Raw genomic sequence first — 23,362 nt, 5'->3', positions numbered from 1 at the left:
TTGGCAACCACAGGAAAACCGTTATGAACTTCGCCCTCTCCGATGAACTGCAGGCCCTGCAGGCCAAGGTCCGCGACTTTATCGCCCGTGAAATCATCCCGCTGGAGCAGGACCCGCGACAGACCCCCCACGGCCCCACCGAGGACCTGCGCCAGGACCTGGTGGCCAAGGCCCGTGCCTGGGGCCTGCTGACGCCCCATGCGTCGCCGGAAATGGGTGGGCTGGGCCTGTCCCATATCGCCAAGGCGGTGATCTTCGAAGAGGCCGCCTATTCGCCGCTCGGGCCGACCGCGATGAACATCCACGCGCCGGACGAAGGCAATATCCACCTGATGGAAGTGGTCGCCACCGAAGCGCAGAAGGACCGCTGGCTGCGGCCGCTGGTGCAGGGGCATATCCGTTCCTGCTTCGCCATGACCGAGCCGGCGCCCGGTGCCGGCTCCGATCCCTCGATGCTCGCCACCATCGCCGTGCGCGACGGCGACGACTACGTGATCAACGGCCGCAAGTGGCTGATCACCGGGGCGGAAGGTGCCAGCTTCGCGATCATCATGGCGCGTACCGAGGACGGCAACGCGACCATGTTCCTCACCGACACCGACAAGCCCGGCTTCATCCTCGAACGCATGATGGATTCGCTGGACACCTGCTTCACCGGCGGCCATGCGGTGCTGCGCTTCGACAACCTGCGCGTGCCGGCCGCGGATGTGCTGGGTGAGGTGGGCAAGGGCTTCCGCTATGCCCAGGTGCGCCTGGCACCGGCGCGCCTGACCCACTGCATGCGCTGGCTCGGCCAGGCCCGCCGTGCCCACGATGTCGCCACCGCCTATGCCCGTCAGCGCGAGTCGTTCGGGCGCAAGCTGGGCGAGCACCAGGGCGTCGGCTTCATGCTCGCCGACAACGAGATGGACCTGCTCACCACGCGCCTGGCGATCTGGCACTGTGCCTGGATTCTCGACCAGGGCGAACGCGGCAATTTCGAATCGAGCATGGCCAAGGTGATCAGTTCCGAAGGCATCTGGCGGGTGATCGACCGCAGCGTGCAGATCCTCGGCGGCCAGGGCGTCACCAGCGAGGCCATCGTCGACCGGATCTTCCGCGACGCTCGCGGGTTCCGCATCTATGACGGTCCCAACGAGGTCCACCGCATGAGCCTGTCGCGCAAGATCCTCGCGCGCCTGGACGGAGGTGTGCAGTGAGCCGTTCGCCTGTGCAACTGTTCGACCTGCGTGGCAAATGCGTGCTGGTCACCGGCGCCTCCAGCGGCCTGGGCCGTCACTTCGCGCGGACCCTGGCGGCCGCGGGCGCCAGGGTGGCGGTCGCCGCCCGGCGCGTGGAGCGCCTCGACGAACTGGTCAACGACCTGCGCTTCGAAGGCCACGAGGCCCGCGCCTATGCCCTGGACGTCACTTCGCGGCAGTCGGTGCTCGACTGCCTGGCGGCGATCCACACCGATTTCGGCGGCATCGACATCCTGGTCAACAACGCCGGCGTCAGCGATACCAAGCGCGTGCTCGATTACAACGACCACGACTGGCAGGCGATTCTCGACACCAACCTCAGGGGTGCCTGGGTCGTCGCCCAGGAAGTGGCGCGGGGCATGGTGGAGGCGGGACGCGGCGGTAGCCTGATCAACATCACCTCGATCCTCGCTGCGCGGGTGAGTGGTGGTGTCGGCCCCTACTGCGCGGCCAAGGCGGGCTTGAGCCATCTCACCCGCTCCATGGCGCTGGAACTGGCGCGGCATCAGATTCGGGTCAATGCCATCGCCCCGGGCTATGTGCTCACCGAGATCAACGAAGGCTTCCTCGCCAGCGAAGCGGGGGAGCGCCTCCGGGCGCGGATTCCTTCCCGGCGCTTCTGCGATTGCGCCGATCTGGATGGCGCCTTGCTGCTGCTGGCGTCTGATGCGGGCAGGGGCATGACCGGCAGCGAGATCGTGGTCGATGGCGGCCATGCCTGTTCGGGACTCTGACGCAGTGCCCCGGCTACCCTGCTGCAGAGCGGGGTAGCCGGGGCGCGGGGGTTACAGCGAGGGGGTGAGGACGATCTTGCCGATGTGTCGACCCGAGTCCATCAGCTCGTGTGCCGCCCGGGCATCGCTGAGGGGGAAGGTGGCGTAGATCAGCGGCTTGATCCGGCCACTGCGGATATGCGGCCAGACCTGCGCCTCCAGCTCGGCGATGATCGCCGCCTTTTCCTCGTGGCTGCGCGAACGCAGGGTCGAGCCGATGTGGGTCAGGCGCTTGACCAGCATGGGGAAGAGGTCGACGTGACTGGCCGGGCCCTTGATCACGCCGATCTGCACGATACGGCCATTCATCGCGGCGGTTTTCAGGTTCCGGTCGACGTAGTCGCCGCCGATGATATCGACGATGACGTCGACGCCACGGCCATCGGTCTCGCGCATGACCTCGGTGACGAAGTCGTGGGTTTCGTAATCGATCGCGTGATCCGCGCCCAGCGCCCGGCTGGCGGCCTGCTGCTCGGCGTTGGCCACCGTGGTGAAGATCTTCGCGGCGCCGAAGGCCTTGGCCAGCATGGTGGCGGTGGTGCCGATGCCCGACGCGCCGCCATGGATCAGCACCGTCTCGCCAGCCTTGAACTGACCACGCTGGAACAGGTTGACCCAGACCGTCATGAAGGTTTCCGGTAGCGCCGCCGCCTCGATCATGCTCAGCCCCTGCGGCAGTTGCAGGGTGGTGCGCTGGTCGGCGACCGCATACTCGGCGTAGCCTCCGCCGGGGATCAGGGCCATGACCTGGTCGCCGACCTTGAAGCGGGTGGTCTGCGCACCGAGGGCGACGACTTCGCCGGCGACTTCCAGGCCGGGAATGTCCGACGCGCCGGCGGGCGGGTCGTACAGGCCCTTGCGTTGCAGCACGTCCGGGCCGTTGACGCCGGCGGCGTGTACCCGGATCAGCAGCTCACCGGCGTTCACGCTCGGCAGGGGGCGCTGGGTTGCGCTCAGCACTTCGGGGCCGCCTGGCTGGACGATGTCGATGGCGGTCATCAGGGAGGGAAGGGTGGGTGTCAACATGAGTGACAATCTCTACGCTATGGAGGTGTGGCCCATCCTAGGGACGCGGCGGCCAGCGGTCGTGCAGCGTTTTCTCAGGGCTGGGCTGCAGGAATGCAGCAGGAGAAAGACATGAACTGGAACGATGCACGGGTCTTCCTCGCCCTGGCCCGGCAGCAGACGCTGCGCGGTGCGGCGCGGGAAATGAACGTTGACCAGGCGACCGTCAGCCGGCGTATCGCCGCGATGGAGCACGCGCTCGGCTCGACCCTGTTCCTGCGCACCGCCAGCGGCTACCAGCTCACCGAAGTGGGCGAGAGCGTGCTGGAGATCGCCGAGCGCATGGAAGTCTCGGCCATCGAGCTGGTGCGTCGGGCACAGGGGCAGGACCGGGCGCTGTCGGGGGAGGTGCGGGTGACCACCACGGACTCGCTGGCGGTGGATTTCGTCATTCCCGCGGTGGCGCGCCTGCATGCTCGCCATCCGCAGGTGCGGATCACCCTCAACAGCTCGTCCGACCTGCTCAACCTGTCGCGGCGTGATGCCGACATCGCCATTCGCACGCTCAAGCCGGACAACCCCGACCTGGTGGTGCGTCGCCTGGCCAGCTGGCCCATGGGCCTGTTCGCCGCGCAGGCCTACCTCGACGCCCACGGCGAACCGGCGCGGGGCACGGCGTTCGCCGGCCATGACCTGGTCATGTACGAGCCATGGCTGCAGGATGCGCAGGCGAGCCTGGCGGGGGAGCCGATCGGTGCGGGACGTATCGTCATGACCGGCAATACCAGCATCCTGGTGCGCAGTGCACTCAAGGCCGGGATCGGGCTGGGGGAGATTCCGCTGTACATGGGGCAGCAGGATGGCCTGGTGCGGCTATGGCCGGAGTGCCAACGCAGCAAACCTTATGAAGTGTGGATGGTGACCCATGGCGACTTTCGCCATACCGCGAGGATTCGCGCGGTGATCGATGCGCTGGTGCAGGCGTTCGAGGAACTGTCGGGGCGTGGCGAGTAGGGCGGTGGCATGTCGAAAAGCGCATCCCTGCGCCATGCCGTGAAGCGTCAGAAGCTGTACTTGGCGGTCACCATCATGTTGCGCGGATTGCCGTAGGTGTCGCCACCGTAGAGCACCGAGCTGGAGATTGACGAGTAGTACTTGCGATCGAAGATATTGTTGGCGTTGAGCTGCAGGTCGAGGTTGCGCGTCAGCCGGTAGCCCGCCATCAGGTCGGTGACTGCGTAGCCGCCCTGCTGCAGGCGGTAGCTGCCGGCGCTGGCGGTGTCGATGTCGTTGTACATGCGGCTCTGCCAGTAGACGTTGCCGCCCACCCGGAGTTTTTCCAGCGCACCTTGCAGGTGATACACGGTGGACACCTTGAACAGGTGCTCGGGGGTGTCGGTGCTGAAGCGCTGGTTCTCGTTGCGCGGATTGGCATCGTCCTTCAGGTAGTGGGTGCGCGCGTAGGTGTAGCCCGCGCCGACCTGCCAGTTCTCGCTCAGGGCGCCTTGCAGTTCCAGCTCGATACCCTGGCTGCGCACCTCGCCGGAGGCCGCGTAGCAGTTGGTCGGGTCCACGCAGCCGGACACGTCGGTGAGCGATACCGCGCGGTTTTCCTGGTCGACGCGGAACAGCGCGAGGGTCGCGTTGAGATCGCCGTCGAAGTATTCGCCCTTGATGCCGACCTCGTAGTTCTTGCCCACCACCGGCGCGAGCGGGCTGCCGGAGGCGTCCTTGTAGCTCTGCGGATTGAAGATGTCGCTGTAGCTGACATACACCGAGTGATGCGGGTCCAGGTCGTAGATCAGGCCGGCGTAGCGGGTCACGTTGCGGGTGACCTTGTAGTCTGCTTCGGCGCTTTCCTTGTCGTCGTAGTCGTACCAGTCCAGGCGACCACCGAGGATCAGCTTGAGCGGGTCGGCCAGGCTCAGGCGGGTGGTCGCGTAGACGCCTTCCTGGTTGGTCACGGTGCGGCTGTTGCCGGTGTGCACGAAGTCCGGCTTGCCGGCATTCAGCGGCCAGTCGGTGTCGTAGGGGCTGTAGTCGTGGGTAGTCATGTCGTAGATGCGCTTGCTGGCGCCCACCACCAGTTCATGGCTGCGCCCGAAGGCCTCGAACGGACCGCTGACGAAGGCATCCATGCCGGCCTGGTTTTCATCGTGCGCCGATTGGTAGACGGTGCGACCCAGGCTCAGGTCGCTGGCCCAGCGCGACTGGTAGGAGCCGGAGAACAGCGCGTTCTGTTCGGTGTAGGAAGTATTGACCTGGAGCTTCCAGTCGTTGCCCAGGTCGTGGCGCACCTCGGCGAACAGCGTGTTGATTTCCTGGTCCTTGTTTTCCCAGGAGGTGCCCGGGTTGTACGAACGCGGCAGGTCCAGGTGATGGCCATCGAGGCCGACCATCGAGGCGCCCCAGAAGTAGTTGTTCTTGTCTTTCTGGTGGGAGAAGCCCAGCGACAGGGTGGTGTCGTCGTTCAGGTCGGCCTCGCCGATGGCGTAGAACAGGCCGTGCTGTTCCTCGCCGCCCTTGACGAAGCTGTTGGCGTCCTGCCACGAGCTCACCACCCGGCCGCGCAGGGTGCCGCTGGCGTTCAGCGGGCTGGAGGCATCGACCTCGCCGCGGTAATCGTCATGGCTGCCCGCCGCGCCGGTGAGGGTGACCTTCTGCTCGGCCAGCGGCCGCTTGCGCACCAGGTTGATCGCCGCCGACGGGTTGCCGGCACCGGTGACCAGGCCAGTGGCGCCACGGACGATCTCGACCCGGTCGAACATCGCCAGGTTCGGCTGCGCGCCCACGATCCAGCCCTGGTAGGTGCTGGGGATGCCGTCGTACATCAGGTTGTCGATGTCGAAACCGCGCGCGCTGTAGGTCTGCCGCCCCGGTCCGCTCGACTGGCTGAGAAACAGCCCGGGGGTGTACCTGACCACGTCATTGATGCTGGTCATGGCCCGGTCGTCCATGCGCTGGCGGGTGATGACGGTGGTGGCCTGCGGTGTTTCGCGCATGGTCATGGGCAGCTTGGTGGCGGTCGCCATCGCCCCGGTGGTGTAGGACGCCGTGCCTTCGGTGGTGCTGCCCAACTGCGTGTTGACCACCTCGGTCGCACCCAGCTCCACGGTTGCCGGTGGCGTGGCCTGGCTGGATTCGGCGGCCATGGCCGGGGCCTGCAGGGCCATGCAGACCGCCATCGCCAGCAGGCTGCGGGCAGGGGTGAAGCGACACGGTGGCGCGGGGAACGACATGGGATACACCTTGAGTGATAAAAAGAATGCTTATGAGAATATTTATCAAAAACCATGTCAAGGGATGTCGCGTGCTACAACACTCATGGGGAAGAGAGGGAGAGGGGATTTGAGTTTTTACGATACTTAAAATGAAAAAACAAAGTCTATTGTGTATCGTTATTCGGCTTGCTCTCGTGTGAATTAGATAATATGTTAACTAAAACAATAATCTCGGAGGCGTCATGTTCCTGTCATCGAGCGAACAGATCGGATTCGAGCGCTGGTGCCAGTCCCTGCGCAGCATCTGCGGCAACTTCAGTACCCTGCCTTCCAGCCTGACCCGGCACTTCATCGGCGAGATCCACAGCCAGACCATCGGTGCCCTGGACACCGCCCATATCCGCACCAACGCGCGCCTGATCAGCCGCGAGCTGATCGGTGTCGACAGCGACGACAGCCACTGCTTCCTCATCTACCAGCGCAGCGGCCGCCAGCGCATCCGCCAGGCCGGCATGGAAGTGGAACTGGGCCCGGAAGACATCGCCCTGGTGGATTCGGCGCGGCTGTTCGAGATCGAGCCGCTGGGCCTGGTGGAGAACGTTTCGGTGCACCTGTCGCGGGATATCGTCACCCGCCAGTTCAAGGGCGATAACCTGTTCGGCAAACTGTCGCGCAACAATGTGTCGAGTCGCATGGTGCGTTCGCTGGTGCAGTCGATCGGCATGCTCGGCGATGGCGCGGCCAATGGCGACGACGGCCAGGCGATCCAGAGTGCGCTGGTGTCGCTGGTGCTGCCGGCGATGTCCGGGCAGGCGCAGGGGCAGGCGCATCTGCTGGAGAGCAGCAGCCTGTTCGCCACGGCGCTGCGCCTGGTGGATGAGTCCCTGCAGGATGTCGACCTCGGTCCTGCTTACCTGGCGGATCAGTTGCATACCTCGGTGCGCAGTCTCTACCGGTTGTTCGAGGAACACGGTGAAAGCGTCTCGCGCTATATCCTGCGGACCCGTCTGACCAGGGTGGCCCACGACCTGTGCAGCCATACCCTGCGCAGCCAGTCGATCACCCAGATCGCCTTCAAGTGGGGCTTCGTCGACGTGGCCCATTTCAGCCGCGCCTTCAAACGCCAGTTCGAGGTGTCGCCCCGCGACTACCGGGCTCACGCCTTCCAGGTGTGAGCACTGGCGAAAAATGCCAACTGCGTTGGCGGTCACAGTCAAGCGCAGTTCCCTCGCAAAACTTCTAATAGCCCTGCGTAGTCGCGAAGCCTGCTAGTGCGCGACCCACGGGAGCCGTTCGACCGTGGGCGCCTGACAACAATAAATGTGTCGCTGGAGTCCGAAACACATGAAAACCCTCTTTCTGCTGGCGGGTCTGCCATTGCTGCTGTCGTCCCTGTCGGCCTCGGCGCTGGACAGCAGTGCCCCCGCCCAGGTCGATGCCAAGCGCCTGACCAACGCCAACCTCGAACCCGGCAACTGGATGAGCCACGGCCGGACCTACGACGAGCAGCGCTACAGCCCGCTGGACGCCGTCAACGACAAGAACGTCAGCCAGCTCGGCATGGCCTGGACCACGCGCCTGGATATCGACAGCGGTACCGAAGCCACGCCCATCGTGGTCGATGGCGTGATGTACACCACCGGCGCCTTCAGCATCGTCTACGCGATGAATGCGGCGACCGGCGAGCTGTTGTGGAAATACGACCCCCATGTGCCGCCGGAAAACCTCAGCCAGGGCTGTTGCGGCCCGGTCAACCGCGGCGTCGCAGTGTGGAACGGCAAGGTCTATGTCGGCAGTTTCGACGGCCGCCTGATCGCCCTCGACGCGGCCAGCGGCAAGGAAGTCTGGGCGGTGGACACCATCCTCGACCGCAGCAAGAGCTACTCCATCACCGGCGCGCCGCGCATCGTCAAGGGCAAGGTGCTGATCGGCAACGGCGGCGCCGAGTTCGGCGTGCGCGGCTATGTCACCGCCTACGACGCCGAGACCGGCAAGCAGGCCTGGCGCTTCTACACCGTGCCGGGCGATCCGAAACTGCCGCCGGAAAACCCGGCGATGGCCATGGCCCTGAAAACCTGGAGCGGCGACGACTGGGTGAAGTGGGGCGGTGGTGGCACGGCCTGGGACTCCATGGCCTACGACCCGGACCTCGACCTGCTGTACGTCGGCACCGGCAACGGCTCGCCGTGGAACTACCAGTTCCGCAGCCAGGGCAAGGGCGACAACCTGTTCGTCTCGTCGATCCTGGCCCTGCGCCCGGACACCGGCGAGTACGTCTGGCACTACCAGGTCACCCCGCAGGATCGCTGGGACTACACCGCGACCCAGCACATCATCCTTGCCGACATCAAGGTCGACGGCCAGGTGCGCAAGGTGCTGATGCAGGCACCGAAGAACGGCTTCTTCTATGTCCTCGACCGCAGCAACGGCAAGCTGTTGTCGGCAAAGAACTACGTGCCGGTGAACTGGGCCAGCGAGATCGATCTGCAGACCGGGCGCCCGGTGCTGACCGGCGCCGCGGACTACTCCAAGGAACCCAAGGTCGTACAGCCGAGCTTCCTCGGTGGGCATAACTGGCACCCGATGTCATACAGCCCGAACACCGGTTACGTCTACATCCCGGCCCAGCACACCCTGGCCGAACTGAAGGCAGCGAAAGAGCCGATGTTCTTCCCGAACAAGTCGGTGCTGAACTTCGGCCTGGACGTACCGGATCTGCCGGAGGATCCGAAGACCTTCAAGCAGATTCGCGACGCCTGGACCGGCGAGCTGATCGCCTGGGACCCGGTCAGGCAGGCGCCGGCCTGGAAGCAGGCCTACGCCAGCGCCGGCAACGGCGGCACCCTGGCCACCGCGGGCAACCTGGTGTTCCAGGGCACCGCGGACGGCCGGGTGGTGGCCTACAGTGCCGACAAGGGTGAAAAGCTGTGGGAACACCGGGCCAATTCCGGGGTGATGGCCGGGCCGATCACCTACACCGTGGGCCAGGACCAGTACGTAGCCTTTTCCGTCGGCTGGGGCGGCATCCTGCCGTTGCTCACCGGCTCCCTGACCAACAAGGCCAAGGTCCAGTCGGAGTCGCGGATCATTGCCTTCAAGCTGGGCGCCAAGGGCGAGCTGCCGCCGCCGCGCGAAGCGCCGGTATTCCCCAACGTGGACCTGGAACTGAGCGCCAGTCCCGAGCAACTGGTCCAGGCGCGAGGCATGTTCAATGGCCTGTGCGCGGGCTGCCATGGCCTGAACGCGGTCGCCGGCGGTGTCGTCCCGGACCTGCGTTACCTGACCAAGGAGAAGCACCAGGCCTTCCCGGCCTTCGTCAGCGGCGCGCTGATCTACCGCGGCATGCCGAATTTCTCCGACATCCTCAAGCCCGAGGACATGGAGCTGATCCGTCAGTACCTGGTCAAGCGCACCCATGATCTGCAGGCCGACCTGAAGGCCAACGCCGGCAACTGAGTCCGATCCGTCCGAAACCTCCTGGCGGCCCTTGAGAATGGGGCCGTCCGGGACGCTGCACGCCAACAAAAACAACAATGAGAGTTCACCATGAAGATCATCCGTCCCTCGGCCCTGGCGGCCGGCCTCGCCCTGTTCGGCGTTTCTCTCGCGGCCCTGGCCGATGTCAAGCCCGACCCCGGTGACTACACCGCGCTGCCCAAGGGCACCGACGTGGTCGTGCTCTACCAGCAGAACCCGCGTGGCGACAAGGTCTACTCCGGCGGCAAGAAGGTCGCCGACGACCTCGACCTGGACATGACCGTCGGCGTGCTGCGTCTGATCCACTTCACCGACTTCTTCGGCACCGGCTACACCTGGGATCCGCAGATCGTGATCCCCTTCGGCCAGCAGGATGTCGGTGCCACCCACACCAAGCATTCGGGCCTTGGCGACATCACCTTCGGCGGCACCCTGTGGACCATCGCCGACCTGGCGCGCAACGAGCACCTCGGCTGGTCGGTGTTCTTCACCGCGCCCACCGGCAGCGACAAGAACCAGGGCTTCGCCCTCAGCAACAACCGCTGGGCGGTGGATCTGCAGGCGGGCTACATCAAGGGCCTGACCGACAGGATCACCTGGGACGTGATCGCCGAGGCCGAGTTCTACCAGGACCAGCGCTCGACCGATGCGAAGAAGGACACGCTGTTCCAGCTGCACAACCACCTGCGCTACAACTTCACCCCCGAGACCTACGCTGCGATCAGCTACCGCCACAACTGGGGGGCGCGCGAGACCCTCGATGGCGAAACCCTGGCGACCAGCCGCGACAACGGCACGGTCGGCTTTACCGTGGCGACCATGGTCGGCAAGCAACTGCAGGTGCTGGGGCAGGTGATGCACGACACCTCGGTGCGCGAGGGGGTGAAGATCGACAACTCGCTGCAGTTCAGGCTGGCGTATTTCTACTGAAACGGTGTTGTCGGGACCACGTTGGACCGCACGTATAGGCTTGTAGGAGCTGGCTTGCCTGCGAAGGACCGCGCAGCGGTCCCCGATAGCAGTGAGTTCTGGGACCGCTGCGCGGTCCTTCGCAGGCAAGCCAGCTCCTACAACGCGGAACTCATCCCGATCTCCTACTTTCGAGTGACCTACCTAAGTACCCGCTACTTCTAACTCCTGCTTACTGGCCTTGTGCCCACGCGCTTGCGTAGGGTTGGGCCCTGACGAGCATCCAACCCACGCGCGCGAGCGCAGCCGGCGTGTCGGAACATCCCCGCGGGAGCAGATGGAACAGCCCATGAAGAACAACGAGCGGCAACGTGCCGCACACCGTCGCGTCACCCTTGGCGCATTGCTGTTGACCTCCACCGGCGTACTCGCCGAGACCCCTGTCGAAGTCGAACCCGTGGTGGTCAGCGCCACTCGCAGCGGCGACCAGTGGGCCCAGGCCGCGCTGGCCGCCAGCGTCGTCGATGCCGGCGACAGCCGCGGCGAACAGGCGCTGACCCTCGGCAACCTGCTGTCCGCGGTCCCGGGGGTGGTGGTGCAGAGCCGCTACAACGCCGCCCAGGGTTTGCGCCCGGCGATCCGCGGCTTTGGTTCGCGTTCCAGTTTCGGTGTGCGCGGCATTCGCGTGCTGGTGGACGGCGTGCCGCTGACCATGCCGGACGGGCAGACCGAACTGGATGGCTTCGACCTCGGCCTGGTGGAGCGGATGGAAGTGCTGCGCGGGCCGGCGGCCGTGCTCTATGGCAATGGCGCGGGTGGGGTGCTGGCGATCAATACCCGCGAGCCGAGCGAGCAGCCGTCGGTGGCGGGCGATGTCAGTTTCGGCAGCTACGGCTTCCGCCGGCAGAGCGTCGAGGCCAGTGGCACGCACGGCAATGTCGGCGCGCTGCTGGCGCTGAGCTCGACCCAGTCCGAAGGCTACCGCGAGCATGCCACCAGCGAGGCCAACAACCTCACCGGCAAACTGCGCTGGTGGGGCGAGACGGGGCGTCTGGGGTTGACCCTGCATGCGCTGGACAACCGTTCGGAAGATCCGGGCGGCCTGACCCTGGGGCAGGTGCGGGCGGATCGCAATCAGGCGCGTCCGCAAAGCCTTTCCTTCGACTCCGATGAGCGCATCACTCAGCAGCGTCTGTCGCTGGTGTGGGACGGCCAGCCGGTGGGTGAAGATACCTACCAGATCCGCAGCTATATCGGACAACGGGATTTCGAGAATCGCCTGCCACTGGCCGCCAACGGGCAGACCAGCTACGAGCGCCTGTTCGGTGGCGTCGGTGCCAACTACACGCATGTCGCCGACTGGTTCGGTCTCGGCCACAAGCTCACCGTTGGCGCGGATCTCGAGTCCCTGCGCGACGATCGTGATCGCAACAACAATATCGTCGGGGGTGAAAAGGGCGCCTTGACCTCTCGCCAGCGCGAAGAGGCGCGCAGCTTCGGCCTGTTCATCGAAAACCAGACCGAACTGACCGAGAACTGGCTGCTCAGCCTCGGCCTGCGACACGACACCGTGCGCCTGAACGTGGACGATCATTTCCTGCGTGACGGCGACGATTCCGGCAAGCGCAACCTGCGCGACCTCAACTACAGTGTCGGCCTCAGCTACCGCCTGGACCCGCACCATACGCTGTACGCCCGGGTTGCCACCTCCTTCGAGACCCCAACCGTCAGCGAGCTGGCCAACCCGAACGGCGGCGGCTTCAACAGCAGCCTCGAACCGGCCGAAGCCTTGAACCAGGAGATCGGTTTCAAGGGCGAGACGGCCCACTGGCGCTACGAAGCCGTGGTCTATCGCATCGACACCCGCGATGAGCTGGTGCCCTATGTCGATGGCCGCACCTTCTATCGCAATGCCGGCTCGACCCGTCGCGATGGCCTGGAGCTGAGTGCCCGCTGGCAGCCCGACGAACACTGGCAACTGACCACGGCCTACAGCCTCAACGACTACACCTACCGCAGTTTCGACAATGCCGACGGCAATCGCCTGCCGGGCATCCCGGTGCAGAGCCTGTTCGGCGAGCTGAGCTACAGCCGCGACAACTGGTACGCGCGCGTCAACACCTCGGTCTTCGACCGCCAGTACGCCGACAGCGGCAATACCGCGCGGGTCGGCGGCTATGCCCTGGTCAATCTGCGCCTGGGCATGCAGCTCAAGGGCTGGGCGGAGAATGTCGAGCCCTATGTGGGGCTGGACAACCTGACGGGCCGTCGCTACTACGACAACCTGCGGATCAATGACAGTGGTGGGCGGTACTACGAGCCGGCGCCGGGCCGTACCGGTTACGTAGGCGTGAAGGTACGCTTCTGACGGCATTCGTCCGACATCCCTGGTAATAGCCTCGCTCGGTCGGCGGCGACTGCAAGGTGATAGATTCCGACGCTTTTGGAGGACATCACCTTGCGTCAGATTACTCGTCACCTGGTGACCCCTGGGCTTGCCCTTGTCGTATGGCTGGGCGCTCCGCTGGCCTGCGCAACGGAGCGCATGGCGCAGGAAATCGAACAGCTGTTGACCTTCGTCGAAAACAGCCAGTGCCAGTTCGTGCGCAATGGCAGCGCGTATTCCGCGCAACAGGCCCGGGCGCATCTGGAGAAGAAGCAGGCCTATCTGCAGAGGAAGAAACTGCTCACCCGCACGGAAGACTTCATCGAACTGGCGGCGACCCAAAGCAGCATGAGTGGGAAGGCCTACGAGATTCGTTGTGCCGCGGGAGTCCAGTTGGCGGGTGGTTGGCTGGAGGCAGAACTGCAGCGGATTCGTCGGAACGAATAGGCTCTGGTTCAAGGACGTTCTTGCCGGGAAGCCAGGACCAGTTTCCCCGCATAGTTCGCTTCATCTTCAGGACGGGCCAGGTGTTTGTCCTAAGCAAATGTCAGACCGATACATTGCCGTCCCTCAATCGGCGTGCTAGAAAATTCGAGGTCATCCATTTTTCTAATATCGCCATGCTTCCCATTCCAAAAACCACTAGAACGCTCTTCGACCTCGACCTCCTTCGCGCCGTGGTCGTCGTCGCCGACTGCGGCAGCTTCACCACCGCCGCCTCCCGCCTGCATTCCACCCAATCCACCATCAGCCAGAAGGTTCGCCGTCTGGAAGACATGGTCGGCCATCGCCTGCTCGAGCGCGGCAACCGCGAGGTCCTGCCCACCGATGCCGGGCAGACCCTGCTGGGCTATGCCCGCCATATGCTGGCGCTGAACGACCAGATGCTGGAGGCGCTGGCCGGGGCGACGGTGGGGGTGACCGTGCGCCTGGGCGTGCCGGAGGACTTCGTCGGTGGACGTACCACCAATGCACTGTCGGCCTTCAACCGCAGGCACCCGCAGGTCAAGTTGGAAGTCACCAGTGGCCTGTGTCGCGATATCGCGCAGAGCTACGACAATGGCGAGCTGGATCTGGTCCTGCTCAAGCAGCGGCGCAATGGCCGGGAAGGGGTGGCGAGCTGGGCGGAGGAACTGGCCTGGATCGACAGTGCGAAGAATCCCGCCCTGGCACTGGACCCGATCCCGCTGGTGACCTTTCCGCCCCGTGGTCTGTACCGCGACGAGATCATCAGCGCGGTGGAAGGCCTGGGACGGCGCTGGCGGATTGCGTTCACCAGTTCCAGCCTGAGCGGGATCCAGGCGGCGGTGGCGGACGGGATGGGCATCAGCCTGCTGCCGCCGCGGGCGGTGACCGGGGATCATCGGGTGCTGGGGGAGGGGGATGGGCTGCCGGTGGTGGACAGCTACGAGATCGTGGTGGTGCACCGGGGGACGGCGGAGCCGATGGTGAAGGAACTGGGGGCGGTGCTGGCGAAGTTGCTGGATCAGGAGTGAACAGGCGACGCTGCGGGCCAATCGCGGGCAACGCCCGCTCCCACTGGCTTCTGTGCAAACCGCAGGATTCGGGTGCGCTGCGGAATCTGTAGGAGCGGGCGTTGCCTGCGATGAGGCCCGCAAGCAAAAGCAAAAAGCCCGCCTTCGACAGGCGGGCTTCTGGTTCAGGCTGCTCGCGCAGTCCGCATCAACGCTTCGGATTCAGCGTCAGATGCACGTTGCGGTTCACATCCTTGTACAGCAGGTAGCGGAACGGGCCAGGGCCACCGGAGTAGCAGGCCTGCGGGCAGAAGGCGCGCAGCCACATGAAGTCGCCGGCTTCCACTTCCACCCAATCCTGGTTCAGGCGATACACCGCCTTGCCTTCCAGTACGTACAGGCCGTGCTCCATGACGTGGGTCTCGGCGAACGGAATCACGCCGCCCGGCTGGAAGGTCACGATGTTGACGTGCATGTCGTGGCGCATGTCGGCCATGTCGACGAAGCGCGTGGTGACCCAGGCGCCATCGGTGCCCGGCATCGGGATCGGGGTGATGTCCTGTTCGTTGGTGACGAACGCTTCCGGATGCGGCAGGCCTTCGACAGCCTCGTAGTGCTTGCGGATCCAGTGGAAGGTGACGTTGGCGTTGCTGTTGTTGCGCAGGCTCCACTCGGCGGCCGGCGGGATGAAGGCATAGCCACCCGGTTTGAGGGTGTACGGCTTGCCCTGCAGGGTGATGTCGACTTCACCTTCGACGACGAACAGCACCGCCTCGGCGTTCTTGTCCAGCTCAGGACGCTCGCTGCCGCCTTCCGGCGCCACTTCGACGATGTACTGGGAGAAGGTTTCGGCGAAACCGGACAGCGGACGGGCGATGACCCACATGCGCATCTTGTCCCAGAAGGGCAGATGGCTGGTGACGATGTCGCGCATCACGCCTTTCGGGATGACGGCATAGGCTTCGGTGAACATCGCACGGTCTGTCAGCAGCTCGGTCTGAGCCGGGTGCCCGCCGTGGGGGGCGAAGTAGGATTTCGACATGGACAGTCTCGGGTGTTTGTTGTTGTGTCCCCGGGACCGCCTGGACGGCCGTGCTACCGGGGCTTGCAGCTCTACAGTATGAGCATCGCGGTGCATCCACAAATTAAATGTTGGAATTCGTGGTATTTGATTACTGAATGGGTGTCGGGGAAACCACACCCTGGCGTTCGGCCACGGCGCGCAAAGTCTTCAGGGTGATCATCGGGGCGTCGATGACGAACTGGTTGGCCAGCCAGGCGGGGATATCGCCGGCGGGATCGGCCCGCATTTCGTAGGTCACTTCGGTTTGCCGTGCGCCCTTGGGGATCATCTGCCAGGTGCCCTGCAGGCGGGTGACGCGGATCTGTCCCGGCTCGCGCGGGACCATGCCCGGTACGGCCGTGAGATGGCGGACCAGGCTGCCATCGTCCGCGCGCTCGGTCTGCACCTTGAGCACCATGTCGCGGGTGGTGGCGGGCCAGGGCAGGGCGGTGGTCAGGTAGACCCAGGTGGTGTCGCCCTCGACCTTGAGCAGGCGCATGTCGGCGCAGGCGTACAGCCATTTGCAGGCCACCCGCAGGTTTTCCTGCAGGTCGCTGAGGGTGCGGACATCGGCCTTGATCGTGGCGACACCGCGGAAGCTCTGGTATTTCGAACCGGGGACGTCGCGCAGGTAGACCTGGATACCGGCTTCTTCGTGGGCCAGGTGCCAGGGATCGGCGGCCTGGGCGGTGCTCAGGAGCAGGGTCAGGGTGAGGAGGATGAGGCGCTGCATGGCGGGCGGTCTGGCTGGGGTGGTGGTTTCAGGATAGTTGGGATTTGTGTTGGTTCTATGGGGGCCGATCGTTATGGTTTGGGGAGCCGTGTCACGGCCGCCAGGGGTTTGTCTTGAGTCTTGCAGCGCTCTGAAGATCGAGCGCCGCCCGCGCGGCGCATCGCGGATGAATCCGCTCCAACATTTGTTGCAACGTACCTATGCCTGACAGGCCATGGTTGTCCGCCTTGTCGGCACGACGCGATACCGAGCCGAACCCAACAGCTTCCCCGCGATGCATCGCCGCAAGACAAAGGCTGACAACCCAAATCCCACAGGCCATGGCACGTTGCAACCGATGTGGGAGCGGATTCATCCGCGATGCGCCGCGCGGGCGGCGCTCGATCTGGAGGGCGCTGCAAGACTCACGACAGGCACCTGGCAGCCCTGATGCGGCTCTCTGGCAAGCCCTATACACCACAGGGCCCGCATCCGCTCCAATCAGAACAGCCACTGCACCCCAAGCGAATACCCGGCCTGATTGCCCTCGGCATGGGCGAACCGGCTATTGGCCTCGGCGAATACCCCCAACTGCTCGCTCAGCCTCAACTGCGCACCCAGTTGCGCGCGCCCGAAACGCTTGTCCACGGCGCTCAGGTCCGCCACCCGCACGCGGCCATCGGCGCGGCTGGTCAGGTCGATTTCGTCCAGGCGCCCGTCAGCCAGTTCGCGCACCCAGCGTACGCTGGCGTACGGCTTGATCGCCATGCCTGCACCCAGAGCGAGATCACCGTGCAGGCGCCAGCCAAGGCTGGCCTCGAGGGTGTCGTAGTCCTGCTCCTCGAAACCGAGGGCGGTGCGCAGCGCCTCGTCCTCATCGAAGTCGTCGATACGGTAGTGAACATGATCCAGCCCCGCCACCGGCCCGGTCTTCAGCCCGCCGAGGGCGAAGTCGTAACCGCCCTCGACCCGCGCGCCCCAGAACAGCGCCGAGGTATCGCCCGTCAGGCGCTGATCCAGCAGCACCGGCCCGCCATGGGCCTGGATGAACACCGAACGCTTGGTATCGAGGCGGCTGTGCCCGGCGCTCAACTCACCCGCCAGCCAGCCCGGCCCGTCAGCATCGAGCAGGCCGAAGACCCCCACCTGCCAGGTATCCCCCTCGATCCGCCCACCATGCTCGAGCTGATCGCGACTGCGCTCGAAGCTGAGGCTGGCACCGACGGTCGCCGCCTCGCTCAGGCGATAGTCGCCGAGCAGATGCAGGCCAAGGCGCTTCGACTCGGGATTGCCCGGCGCGTCGAAACCACTGTCCGGCGACACCTCACCCTCGACCCCCACTTCGCCATCGAAGCTGCCCACCGCCCGCTCGCTGCCCAGCAGGCTCAGCCAGCGCCGATCGTGCAGGCGGGTCATGGCCTGGTGCTGGCGCTGCAACTGGTCTTCCATCTGCCGCGCCAGGGCGCCGCCGGAGGCGTTGGAGGCGAGCAGGTCGGCGTTGGTCAGCTCCAGCACCAGGCGCGTCAGCAGCCGCGAGAAGTCGCGCAGGCGCTGGTCGATGCGTTCCTGGCCGAAGGCATTGGTCAGCACGGCCTGGTTGTCCTCCCTCGGGTCGTGCCAGGTGGAGCCGCCGGGAATGGCCGGGTTGTCGGTCTGCTGGTAGCCGTCGAGATCGCCCAGCTCCCAGTTGGTCGCCTCGATGAACAGCACCGGTACGCCAAGACCGTTGAAGCTCTCGCCGTCGCTGCAGCAACCGGTGCCGGCGGGGTATTCGGCATTCAGGCCGGGGTTGCTGAACAGGTCGATCTTCAGTTCCCGGGCGATGCGCAGCAACTGGTCGCGGTAAGCGCCGAGGGCCGGGTTGTCCACGGCGTTGCTGGCGGCGTGGGCGTACATGCGGTCGCCGGTGATCAGGCTGTCGAGGTTGATCATGCCCAGCAGGTTGGCGCGCTGGCTGTCGCTGAGCGCGGCGACGTAGGCGCGCGAACCGCGCAGGCCTTCCTCCTCGGCACCGAAGCCGAGCACTTGCAGGCCGTTCTCCAGGGGCAGGCCGCCGAGGTTGCGGGCGATCTCGGTGAGCACCGCGGCGCCGGAAGCGTTGTCGTCCAGACCCTGCAGGGTGGGGCGGCCGTAGTAGGTGTCGAAGTGGGCGCCGAGCACCACGTAGTTGCTGCTGCTACCGGCGGCGGAGGCGATGACGTTCTGCGAACTGCGGTTGCCGGCCCAGGTGAAGTCCTGGCGGCGGGTCTGGTAGCCGAAGCTCAGCTGCGACTGCATCCAGTCGGCGGCGCCGGCGAAATTGGCGGTGCCGCGGTAGCGGCCGGGGTAGTCGTTGATCAGCCGGTCGAGGGTCTGTCCGGCGTAGTCTCCGTAGTCGTAGGCATCGGCCTCGGCAGAGAGCAGGGAAGATCCGATGGCGACGGCGATGGCGAGGGGTTTGAGCACGGCACTTGTCCTTGTGTGTCGGTAGGCGTGGGCATCTTGACGATGTGACGGCGTAGCGACAGCAGGAAGCGGGCCGGTTTGTGACAGATTTTTGTGAGTTGGCGGGTCAGGCACGGGAGGTTGGCGGATTCATCGTCGGCTTGTCCGAGAGGCGGCAAGAAAAATGTTCCCACAAGTGACCGATGGCGCTTGTGGGAACATCGCTTGCCTGGCCTCAGTGCAGCGGTTCGTTCCTCCTCGCCTGGCGTTCGCGCTCGACCTCCTCCAGGCGTTTGCGCAGGCTGCCGTCATCGCCTTCGAGCAGGCGCTCCTTCACCGCGTTGCTGCATGTGCCCCGGTTGTAAGGCCACAGCAGGTTCCTCATGATCTGCACGCGCACCGATTCATCCGGGTCATTGGCCAGCTTCATGTGGATTTCCTCGCTGCTGGGGAAGGCGAAGACGCCGAACAGCTTGTCCACCAGCTCCTTGCGTACCTCGCTGTCGGCATCGCTGGCCAGCACTTGCTGGGCCAGCAGGGAGAGTGGGTTCATGAACCCGGACTCCTCCAGCAACTTGGTTTTCACGCTGCGGTCGGCGTCCGCCGCCAGGCGTGCCTGGGCCGCCGGACACAGGCGATGGTTCTCCGCCAGGGCCAGGCGCACGCTGACGTTCGCGTCCCTGGCCAGGCGCGCCTGTACCTCCTCGTTCAGTTGCGTGCCGAACCAGTTGTCTTCCGCGCCCTTGGCCAGGATCTCGCGTACGCTGACCGCGGGATCTTCGGCCAGCAGCAGCTGTGCGGCAAAATCCAGCTCCGGGTACACCGCCAGCAGTTTGCGCACCTCCAGGTCGCTGTCCTGCGCCAGCAGTTGCTGGGTCTTGCGTTCCAGACGGCGGGTGACACCGTCCGGCCGTTGCAGCAGGCGGCTGCGCACGCTCTTGTCCGGATCGCCGGCCAGCAGCAGTTGCGCAGGCTTGCGCACCCAGTCATTGCCGGCGAGGGCGAGCCGCACGCTGACGGCCTTGTCCCGGGCCAGTTGCAGCTCCATGTCCGGGTCCAGCCAGCCATGTTCGCGGATCAGCGCGGCGCGCACGGACGCCTGCGGGTCGTTGAGCAGCAGGCGTTCCACCTCCTCGCTGCGGTTCGGGTTATCGGCGAGTTTCTGCCGGACCCTGACTTCCTTGTGTGTTACCAGCACGCTTTGCAGCTCGGGCGCCAGGGCCGGGTTGCCGGCCAGGCCCTCGTGCAGCTCCACGGACTGCTCGCCCTGGGCCAGCAAGAGCGTTTGCAGCGCCACCGGCAGGTTGTGATTGCGTGCCAGCAGCAGCTTGGGTTTGATCATGCTCTGCTCGTCGAGCCAGGCCACGGTGGCCGCGGCGCGCGCGGCAACGGTTGCAGCGGCGGTCGCAGCGGCCGTGACGCGGCCCGTGTTCCCGAGCAAGCCGCCGAAGATTCCCGCACCGACGGCCATGTTCGTTGCCGAGCCGACCACGGCGCCCAACGCGGCGCCGGACGCTGCTGGCCTGGCGGCCGCGGGTGCCTCCAACTGAGCGATCTGGGTCATCAGCGCTTCGCCGATTTCCGGGTTCACCGCCAGTGCCAGGCGCACCTCTTCCCCGCCGCTTTTGAACAGCCGGGCATAGTGCGCCTCACCGAGATGGCGGTTGCAGGCCAGCTCCTTGCGCACGTCGGCCTGATCCATGATCAGCTTGTCGGCGACTTCCAGCGCCAGCGCCGCATTGCGCGCCAGGGTGACCCGCACCTCGACGCTGGGGTCCTCGGCCAGGCGTGCCTGCACCGGCCCGCTCAGCGCCTCGTTGCCCGCCAGGGCACGCCGGGTGTCGCTGTCGCCGTGTTCCAGCAGGTGTCGCTGGACCGCAGCCGTGATGCAGGCATTGCCCGCCAGCGCGCACTGCACCTCCGGCAGGTCGTTGGCGAGGCGTTGCTGAACGGTTTCGGACAGCTCCTCGCGGCGCGCCAGGTATTGGCGAATGCTCGCGCTGGCGTCGTTCGCCAGATGCGCCTGGACGCTTGGCGCGGGCTTCTGCGGCCAGCTCACCAGGTACTCGCGGACGTCGTCATTGCTGTCGTGCATCAGCGCTTCACTGGTTTCCAGGCTGATGCCCGGGTTGCCGGCGAGGGCTTTACGCACGGCCTCGCTGGCGTCGGCGAGCAGCCGGGTCTGTACTTCGACGTTGAGCTGGCGGTTGCCGGCCAGGGCCTTGCGCACCTCCGGCGACTCGCTGTGGCTCAGGCCCATCTGCACCAGTGCCGAACCCAGCTGCGCGTTGCCCGCCAGTTCCACCTGCACCGCTTCGACGTCCTTGAGCAGGCACTGCAGGGTGGCGCTGGCCAGCGCCGGGTGCCTGGCGAGGGTCTGGCGCACCTCGACCCGGTGATCCTGGGCCAACAGCAATTGCGCCGCCGCGCCGAGGTTCTCGTTGCCGGCGAGGGCCTGGCGGACTTCCAGGCAATCCTTGACCAGCACCAGCTGCACGCTTTCCGGCAGCAGGGCGTCGCGGGTGCGCTCGGCCAGTTCCAGGCGCACGTCCACATCCTCGTCCTGGCTCAGGGTCAGTTGCACCGCCTCGCCGAGCTGAGCGAGCCGGGCGAGGACTTCGCGCACCTCGAAGGATTCGTCCCGGGCCAGCAGCGCCTGGGTCTCGGCATGCAGGTTGTCGTTCCTGGCCAGGTCGCAGCGCACCGCCACCAGCGGGTCCTTGCCCAGCAACTGCTGGATCTCGCCGTTGAGCGTGTCATTGCTGGCCAGATGGCCCCGCACCTCATGGTCGGCGTCGCCCAGCAGGCGCCGGTGCAGCGCTTCGTGATCGCTCATGACGGCGAGCCGGACTTTCTGCTCGATGCTCAGTTGCAGGCGCTCGAACTGCGAGGCCAGCAGGTCGTGGGGTGCATTGGCGTGCATGCAGGCCAGGTGCAGGAGTGCCAGGTCGTAGCCCGGTTGATCGGCCGCGATATTGATGCGCAGGGTCAGCAGGCCTTCCGGGCATTTCGGGTTGCTGTACACCGCGGTGCGCACGTCGAGGTCGGTGTCGCCGGCGAGTTTCTCCAGCAGGTCGTCCGGGCAGTCCTCGTGGGTCGCGACTTCCTTGCGCCGCAGGGCGTTGTGGCTGTCCGCCAGCTTGATCATTTCCGCCACGCTCAGGCCGTCGCAGGTCGAGGCGGGCTTGAGTTTCAGCTTTTCGAACAGCTCCTCGTACTTGCCGACCTGATCGCGCAGGGTCTCGCGCAGGGGCACGGTGAGCTTGATGGCCGCCTGGAGGTCGTCGAACTTCAGCGCGCGGTTTTCCAGGAACGCCGTTTCCCGGGCTTCGTTGATCGCGTTCTGGATATCGGCACCGGCGTAGTCGCGGCATTGGCGGACCAGGGCGTGGCGCTCGTCCTGTTTCAGCTCCAGGGCGTCACCCTTGAGGTGGATGTCGAGAATCGCGCCGCGTTCGCTGCCATTGGGAAAACCGACATAGAACACCTCGTCGAAGCGTCCCTTGCGCAGCAGCTCCGGTGGCAGCGCGGTGATGTTGTTGGCCGTGGCGATGACGAACACCGCGCCGGTCTTTTCCTGCATCCAGGTCAGGAAGTAGCCGAACAGCCGCGACGACACCTCCGAGCCACTGCCGCTGGTCATGCCGACGAAGGCCTTTTCCAGTTCGTCGATCCACAGGATGCACGGGCTGACCGATTCGGCCATGGTCAGCGCGCGGCGCATGTTGTGCTCGCTCTCGCCGACGTACTTGCCGAGCAGCGAACCGATGTCCAGGCGCAGCAGCGGCAACTGGAACAGCCCGGCCGCGGCCTTGGCGGTCAGCGATTTGCCGCAGCCGGGCATGCCGGCGATCAGCACCCCCTTGGGCGCCTGCACCCGCGCCGTGCGGGCTTCGCCGAGGCGGCGGAAGATCTGCGCGCGGCGTTGCAGCCATTGCTTGAGGTTTTCCAGGCCGCCGATGTCCGTGGCGTTCTCGCTGACCCGAAGCATTTCCAGCACGCCGCTCTTGGCGATGATCTGTTCCTTCTCATGCTGGATCAGCGCCAGCGCGGCATCGTTGATCTGCTCGTGCTGCTGGCGGACCATGGCCAGCGCCGAGCGGATCTCTTCCTGGCTCAGGCCGCTGCACGCGGCATGCAGGCGCTGGCGCAGGTTTTCCGGCACGGTCAGCTCGAAGCGCTGGCAGAGTTGTTCGAGCTGCTCGCTGATCTCCTCGCCACGCGGCAGCGGCAGGGGCAGCAGGGTGATCTGCGCTTCGATCTGCGGCGGGATGTGCAGGGTTTCCGAGACCAGCACCACCGCGGCCTTGCCGCTGTGATGGCGCTGGATGCGGTTGAGCAGCTGCTTCAGCCGCGCCACCGCCAGGGGCTGGTTTTCCAGGGCGCTGCGGGCGTCCTTGATGATGAACAGCTTGTGGTCCAGGTCATCGTCGAGCAGCGCCGGCAGGCTGCTGGCCAGGTCGGTGTCGGCGCCCTGGCTGCCGCGCGGCTGCTTGTTGAAGAAGTCCACCCAGCCGTAGCCGAGGTTCCATTCCTTGGGGTTCAGGCGCAGCTGTGCGGCGACGTCCTGCAGCATGCTGTCGACCCGCGCTTCTTCCCCGGAGTGGATGTACAGCCCCGGGTAGCCGGCGACCAGGTGGGATTTGATCTTGTCCTTGAGTTCGAGCAGGTTCATC

General features: G+C 65.6%; 15 protein-coding genes. 9 read left to right on the top strand and 6 right to left on the bottom strand.

The annotated features are described in order from the left end of the window. Window positions 1-23 precede the first annotated feature (23 nt). On the top strand, window positions 24-1,199 hold the full coding sequence (locus tag RTI28_RS26245; protein ID WP_316923196.1) for an acyl-CoA dehydrogenase family protein: 1,176 nt from the start codon (window positions 24-26) through the stop codon (window positions 1,197-1,199). Next, window positions 1,196-1,975 carry a glucose 1-dehydrogenase gene (locus RTI28_RS26240; protein ID WP_316923195.1) on the top strand — a complete coding sequence of 260 codons (780 nt, stop codon included), beginning with the start codon at window positions 1,196-1,198 and terminating at the stop codon, window positions 1,973-1,975. Before RTI28_RS26245 ends, RTI28_RS26240 begins: the two co-directional genes overlap by 4 nt. A gap of 51 nt (window positions 1,976-2,026) precedes the next feature. Here RTI28_RS26240 and RTI28_RS26235 read toward each other — a convergent pair whose 3' ends face one another. Further along, window positions 2,027-3,013: an NAD(P)H-quinone oxidoreductase gene (locus RTI28_RS26235; RefSeq protein WP_316923226.1), complete on the bottom strand. Its 987-nt coding sequence runs from the start codon at window positions 3,011-3,013 to the stop codon at window positions 2,027-2,029. Between the two features lie 138 nt (window positions 3,014-3,151). Between RTI28_RS26235 and RTI28_RS26230 the strand changes: the two genes are divergently transcribed. Beyond that, window positions 3,152-4,033, top strand: coding sequence for a LysR family transcriptional regulator (locus tag RTI28_RS26230; RefSeq protein ID WP_316923194.1), 882 nt, complete (start codon window positions 3,152-3,154; stop codon window positions 4,031-4,033). Window positions 4,034-4,080: 47 nt separating this feature from the next. Here RTI28_RS26230 and RTI28_RS26225 read toward each other — a convergent pair whose 3' ends face one another. Next, window positions 4,081-6,258: a TonB-dependent siderophore receptor gene (locus RTI28_RS26225; protein ID WP_316923193.1), complete on the bottom strand. Its 2,178-nt coding sequence runs from the start codon at window positions 6,256-6,258 to the stop codon at window positions 4,081-4,083. A 224-nt stretch (window positions 6,259-6,482) separates the two neighbouring features. On the opposite strand from RTI28_RS26225, the gene feaR reads away from it, so the two are divergent. The 6 genes from feaR to RTI28_RS26195 all read left to right on the top strand — a co-directional run bounded on the left by feaR (window position 6,483) and on the right by RTI28_RS26195 (window position 14,508). Next, on the top strand, window positions 6,483-7,415 hold the full coding sequence (gene feaR, locus RTI28_RS26220; protein WP_316923192.1) for a transcriptional regulator FeaR: 933 nt from the start codon (window positions 6,483-6,485) through the stop codon (window positions 7,413-7,415). A gap of 169 nt (window positions 7,416-7,584) precedes the next feature. Beyond that, entirely contained in the window at window positions 7,585-9,696 is a 2,112-nt protein-coding gene (locus RTI28_RS26215) for a PQQ-dependent dehydrogenase, methanol/ethanol family (RefSeq protein ID WP_316923191.1), read from the top strand. A gap of 90 nt (window positions 9,697-9,786) precedes the next feature. Then, window positions 9,787-10,647 (top strand): transporter, encoded by an 861-nt coding sequence (locus RTI28_RS26210; protein WP_316923190.1) that lies wholly within the window; start codon window positions 9,787-9,789, stop codon window positions 10,645-10,647. Between the two features lie 328 nt (window positions 10,648-10,975). Continuing rightward, window positions 10,976-12,994 carry a TonB-dependent receptor gene (locus RTI28_RS26205; protein ID WP_316923189.1) on the top strand — a complete coding sequence of 673 codons (2,019 nt, stop codon included), beginning with the start codon at window positions 10,976-10,978 and terminating at the stop codon, window positions 12,992-12,994. A gap of 90 nt (window positions 12,995-13,084) precedes the next feature. Then, window positions 13,085-13,459 carry a DUF5329 family protein gene (locus RTI28_RS26200; protein ID WP_410479045.1) on the top strand — a complete coding sequence of 125 codons (375 nt, stop codon included), beginning with the start codon at window positions 13,085-13,087 and terminating at the stop codon, window positions 13,457-13,459. 173 nt (window positions 13,460-13,632) lie between these two features. Next, window positions 13,633-14,508, top strand: coding sequence for a LysR family transcriptional regulator (locus RTI28_RS26195; RefSeq protein WP_316923188.1), 876 nt, complete (start codon window positions 13,633-13,635; stop codon window positions 14,506-14,508). Between the two features lie 187 nt (window positions 14,509-14,695). Here the strand turns inward: RTI28_RS26195 and RTI28_RS26190 are convergent, their stop codons facing one another. From RTI28_RS26190 to RTI28_RS26175, 4 genes are all read right to left on the bottom strand, one after another. Further along, complete coding sequence (locus RTI28_RS26190; RefSeq protein ID WP_316923187.1) at window positions 14,696-15,529, bottom strand: bifunctional allantoicase/(S)-ureidoglycine aminohydrolase; 834 nt, start codon at window positions 15,527-15,529, stop codon at window positions 14,696-14,698. 130 nt (window positions 15,530-15,659) lie between these two features. Further along, window positions 15,660-16,283, bottom strand: coding sequence for an START domain-containing protein (locus tag RTI28_RS26185; protein ID WP_316923186.1), 624 nt, complete (start codon window positions 16,281-16,283; stop codon window positions 15,660-15,662). A gap of 480 nt (window positions 16,284-16,763) precedes the next feature. Continuing rightward, on the bottom strand, window positions 16,764-18,707 hold the full coding sequence (locus tag RTI28_RS26180) for an autotransporter outer membrane beta-barrel domain-containing protein (RefSeq protein WP_316923185.1): 1,944 nt from the start codon (window positions 18,705-18,707) through the stop codon (window positions 16,764-16,766). A gap of 214 nt (window positions 18,708-18,921) precedes the next feature. Continuing rightward, entirely contained in the window at window positions 18,922-23,361 is a 4,440-nt protein-coding gene (locus RTI28_RS26175; protein WP_316923184.1) for an AAA family ATPase, read from the bottom strand. Between the last annotated feature and the right edge of the window lies 1 nt (window position 23,362).

The organism is Pseudomonas sp. zfem002 (genome assembly GCF_032621685.1).
Taxonomy (GTDB): Bacteria; Pseudomonadota; Gammaproteobacteria; order Pseudomonadales; family Pseudomonadaceae; genus Aquipseudomonas; species Aquipseudomonas japonica.
This window is presented reverse-complemented; position numbering and strand designations above follow the sequence as displayed.

What these genes read in the sequence shown, in the direction of transcription:
- feaR (WP_316923192.1), top strand. Translation starts at nt 6,483, where the DNA reads ATGTTCCTGTCATCGAGCGAACAGATCGGATTCGAGCGCTGGTGCCAG.
- RTI28_RS26190 (WP_316923187.1), bottom strand. Translation starts at nt 15,529, where the DNA reads ATGTCGAAATCCTACTTCGCCCCCCACGGCGGGCACCCGGCTCAGACC.
- RTI28_RS26215 (WP_316923191.1), top strand. Translation starts at nt 7,585, where the DNA reads ATGAAAACCCTCTTTCTGCTGGCGGGTCTGCCATTGCTGCTGTCGTCC.
- RTI28_RS26230 (WP_316923194.1), top strand. Translation starts at nt 3,152, where the DNA reads ATGAACTGGAACGATGCACGGGTCTTCCTCGCCCTGGCCCGGCAGCAG.
- RTI28_RS26195 (WP_316923188.1), top strand. Translation starts at nt 13,633, where the DNA reads ATGCTTCCCATTCCAAAAACCACTAGAACGCTCTTCGACCTCGACCTC.
- RTI28_RS26205 (WP_316923189.1), top strand. Translation starts at nt 10,976, where the DNA reads ATGAAGAACAACGAGCGGCAACGTGCCGCACACCGTCGCGTCACCCTT.
- RTI28_RS26185 (WP_316923186.1), bottom strand. Translation starts at nt 16,283, where the DNA reads ATGCAGCGCCTCATCCTCCTCACCCTGACCCTGCTCCTGAGCACCGCC.
- RTI28_RS26225 (WP_316923193.1), bottom strand. Translation starts at nt 6,258, where the DNA reads ATGTCGTTCCCCGCGCCACCGTGTCGCTTCACCCCTGCCCGCAGCCTG.
- RTI28_RS26245 (WP_316923196.1), top strand. Translation starts at nt 24, where the DNA reads ATGAACTTCGCCCTCTCCGATGAACTGCAGGCCCTGCAGGCCAAGGTC.
- RTI28_RS26235 (WP_316923226.1), bottom strand. Translation starts at nt 3,013, where the DNA reads ATGACCGCCATCGACATCGTCCAGCCAGGCGGCCCCGAAGTGCTGAGC.
- RTI28_RS26175 (WP_316923184.1), bottom strand. Translation starts at nt 23,361, where the DNA reads ATGAACCTGCTCGAACTCAAGGACAAGATCAAATCCCACCTGGTCGCC.
- RTI28_RS26210 (WP_316923190.1), top strand. Translation starts at nt 9,787, where the DNA reads ATGAAGATCATCCGTCCCTCGGCCCTGGCGGCCGGCCTCGCCCTGTTC.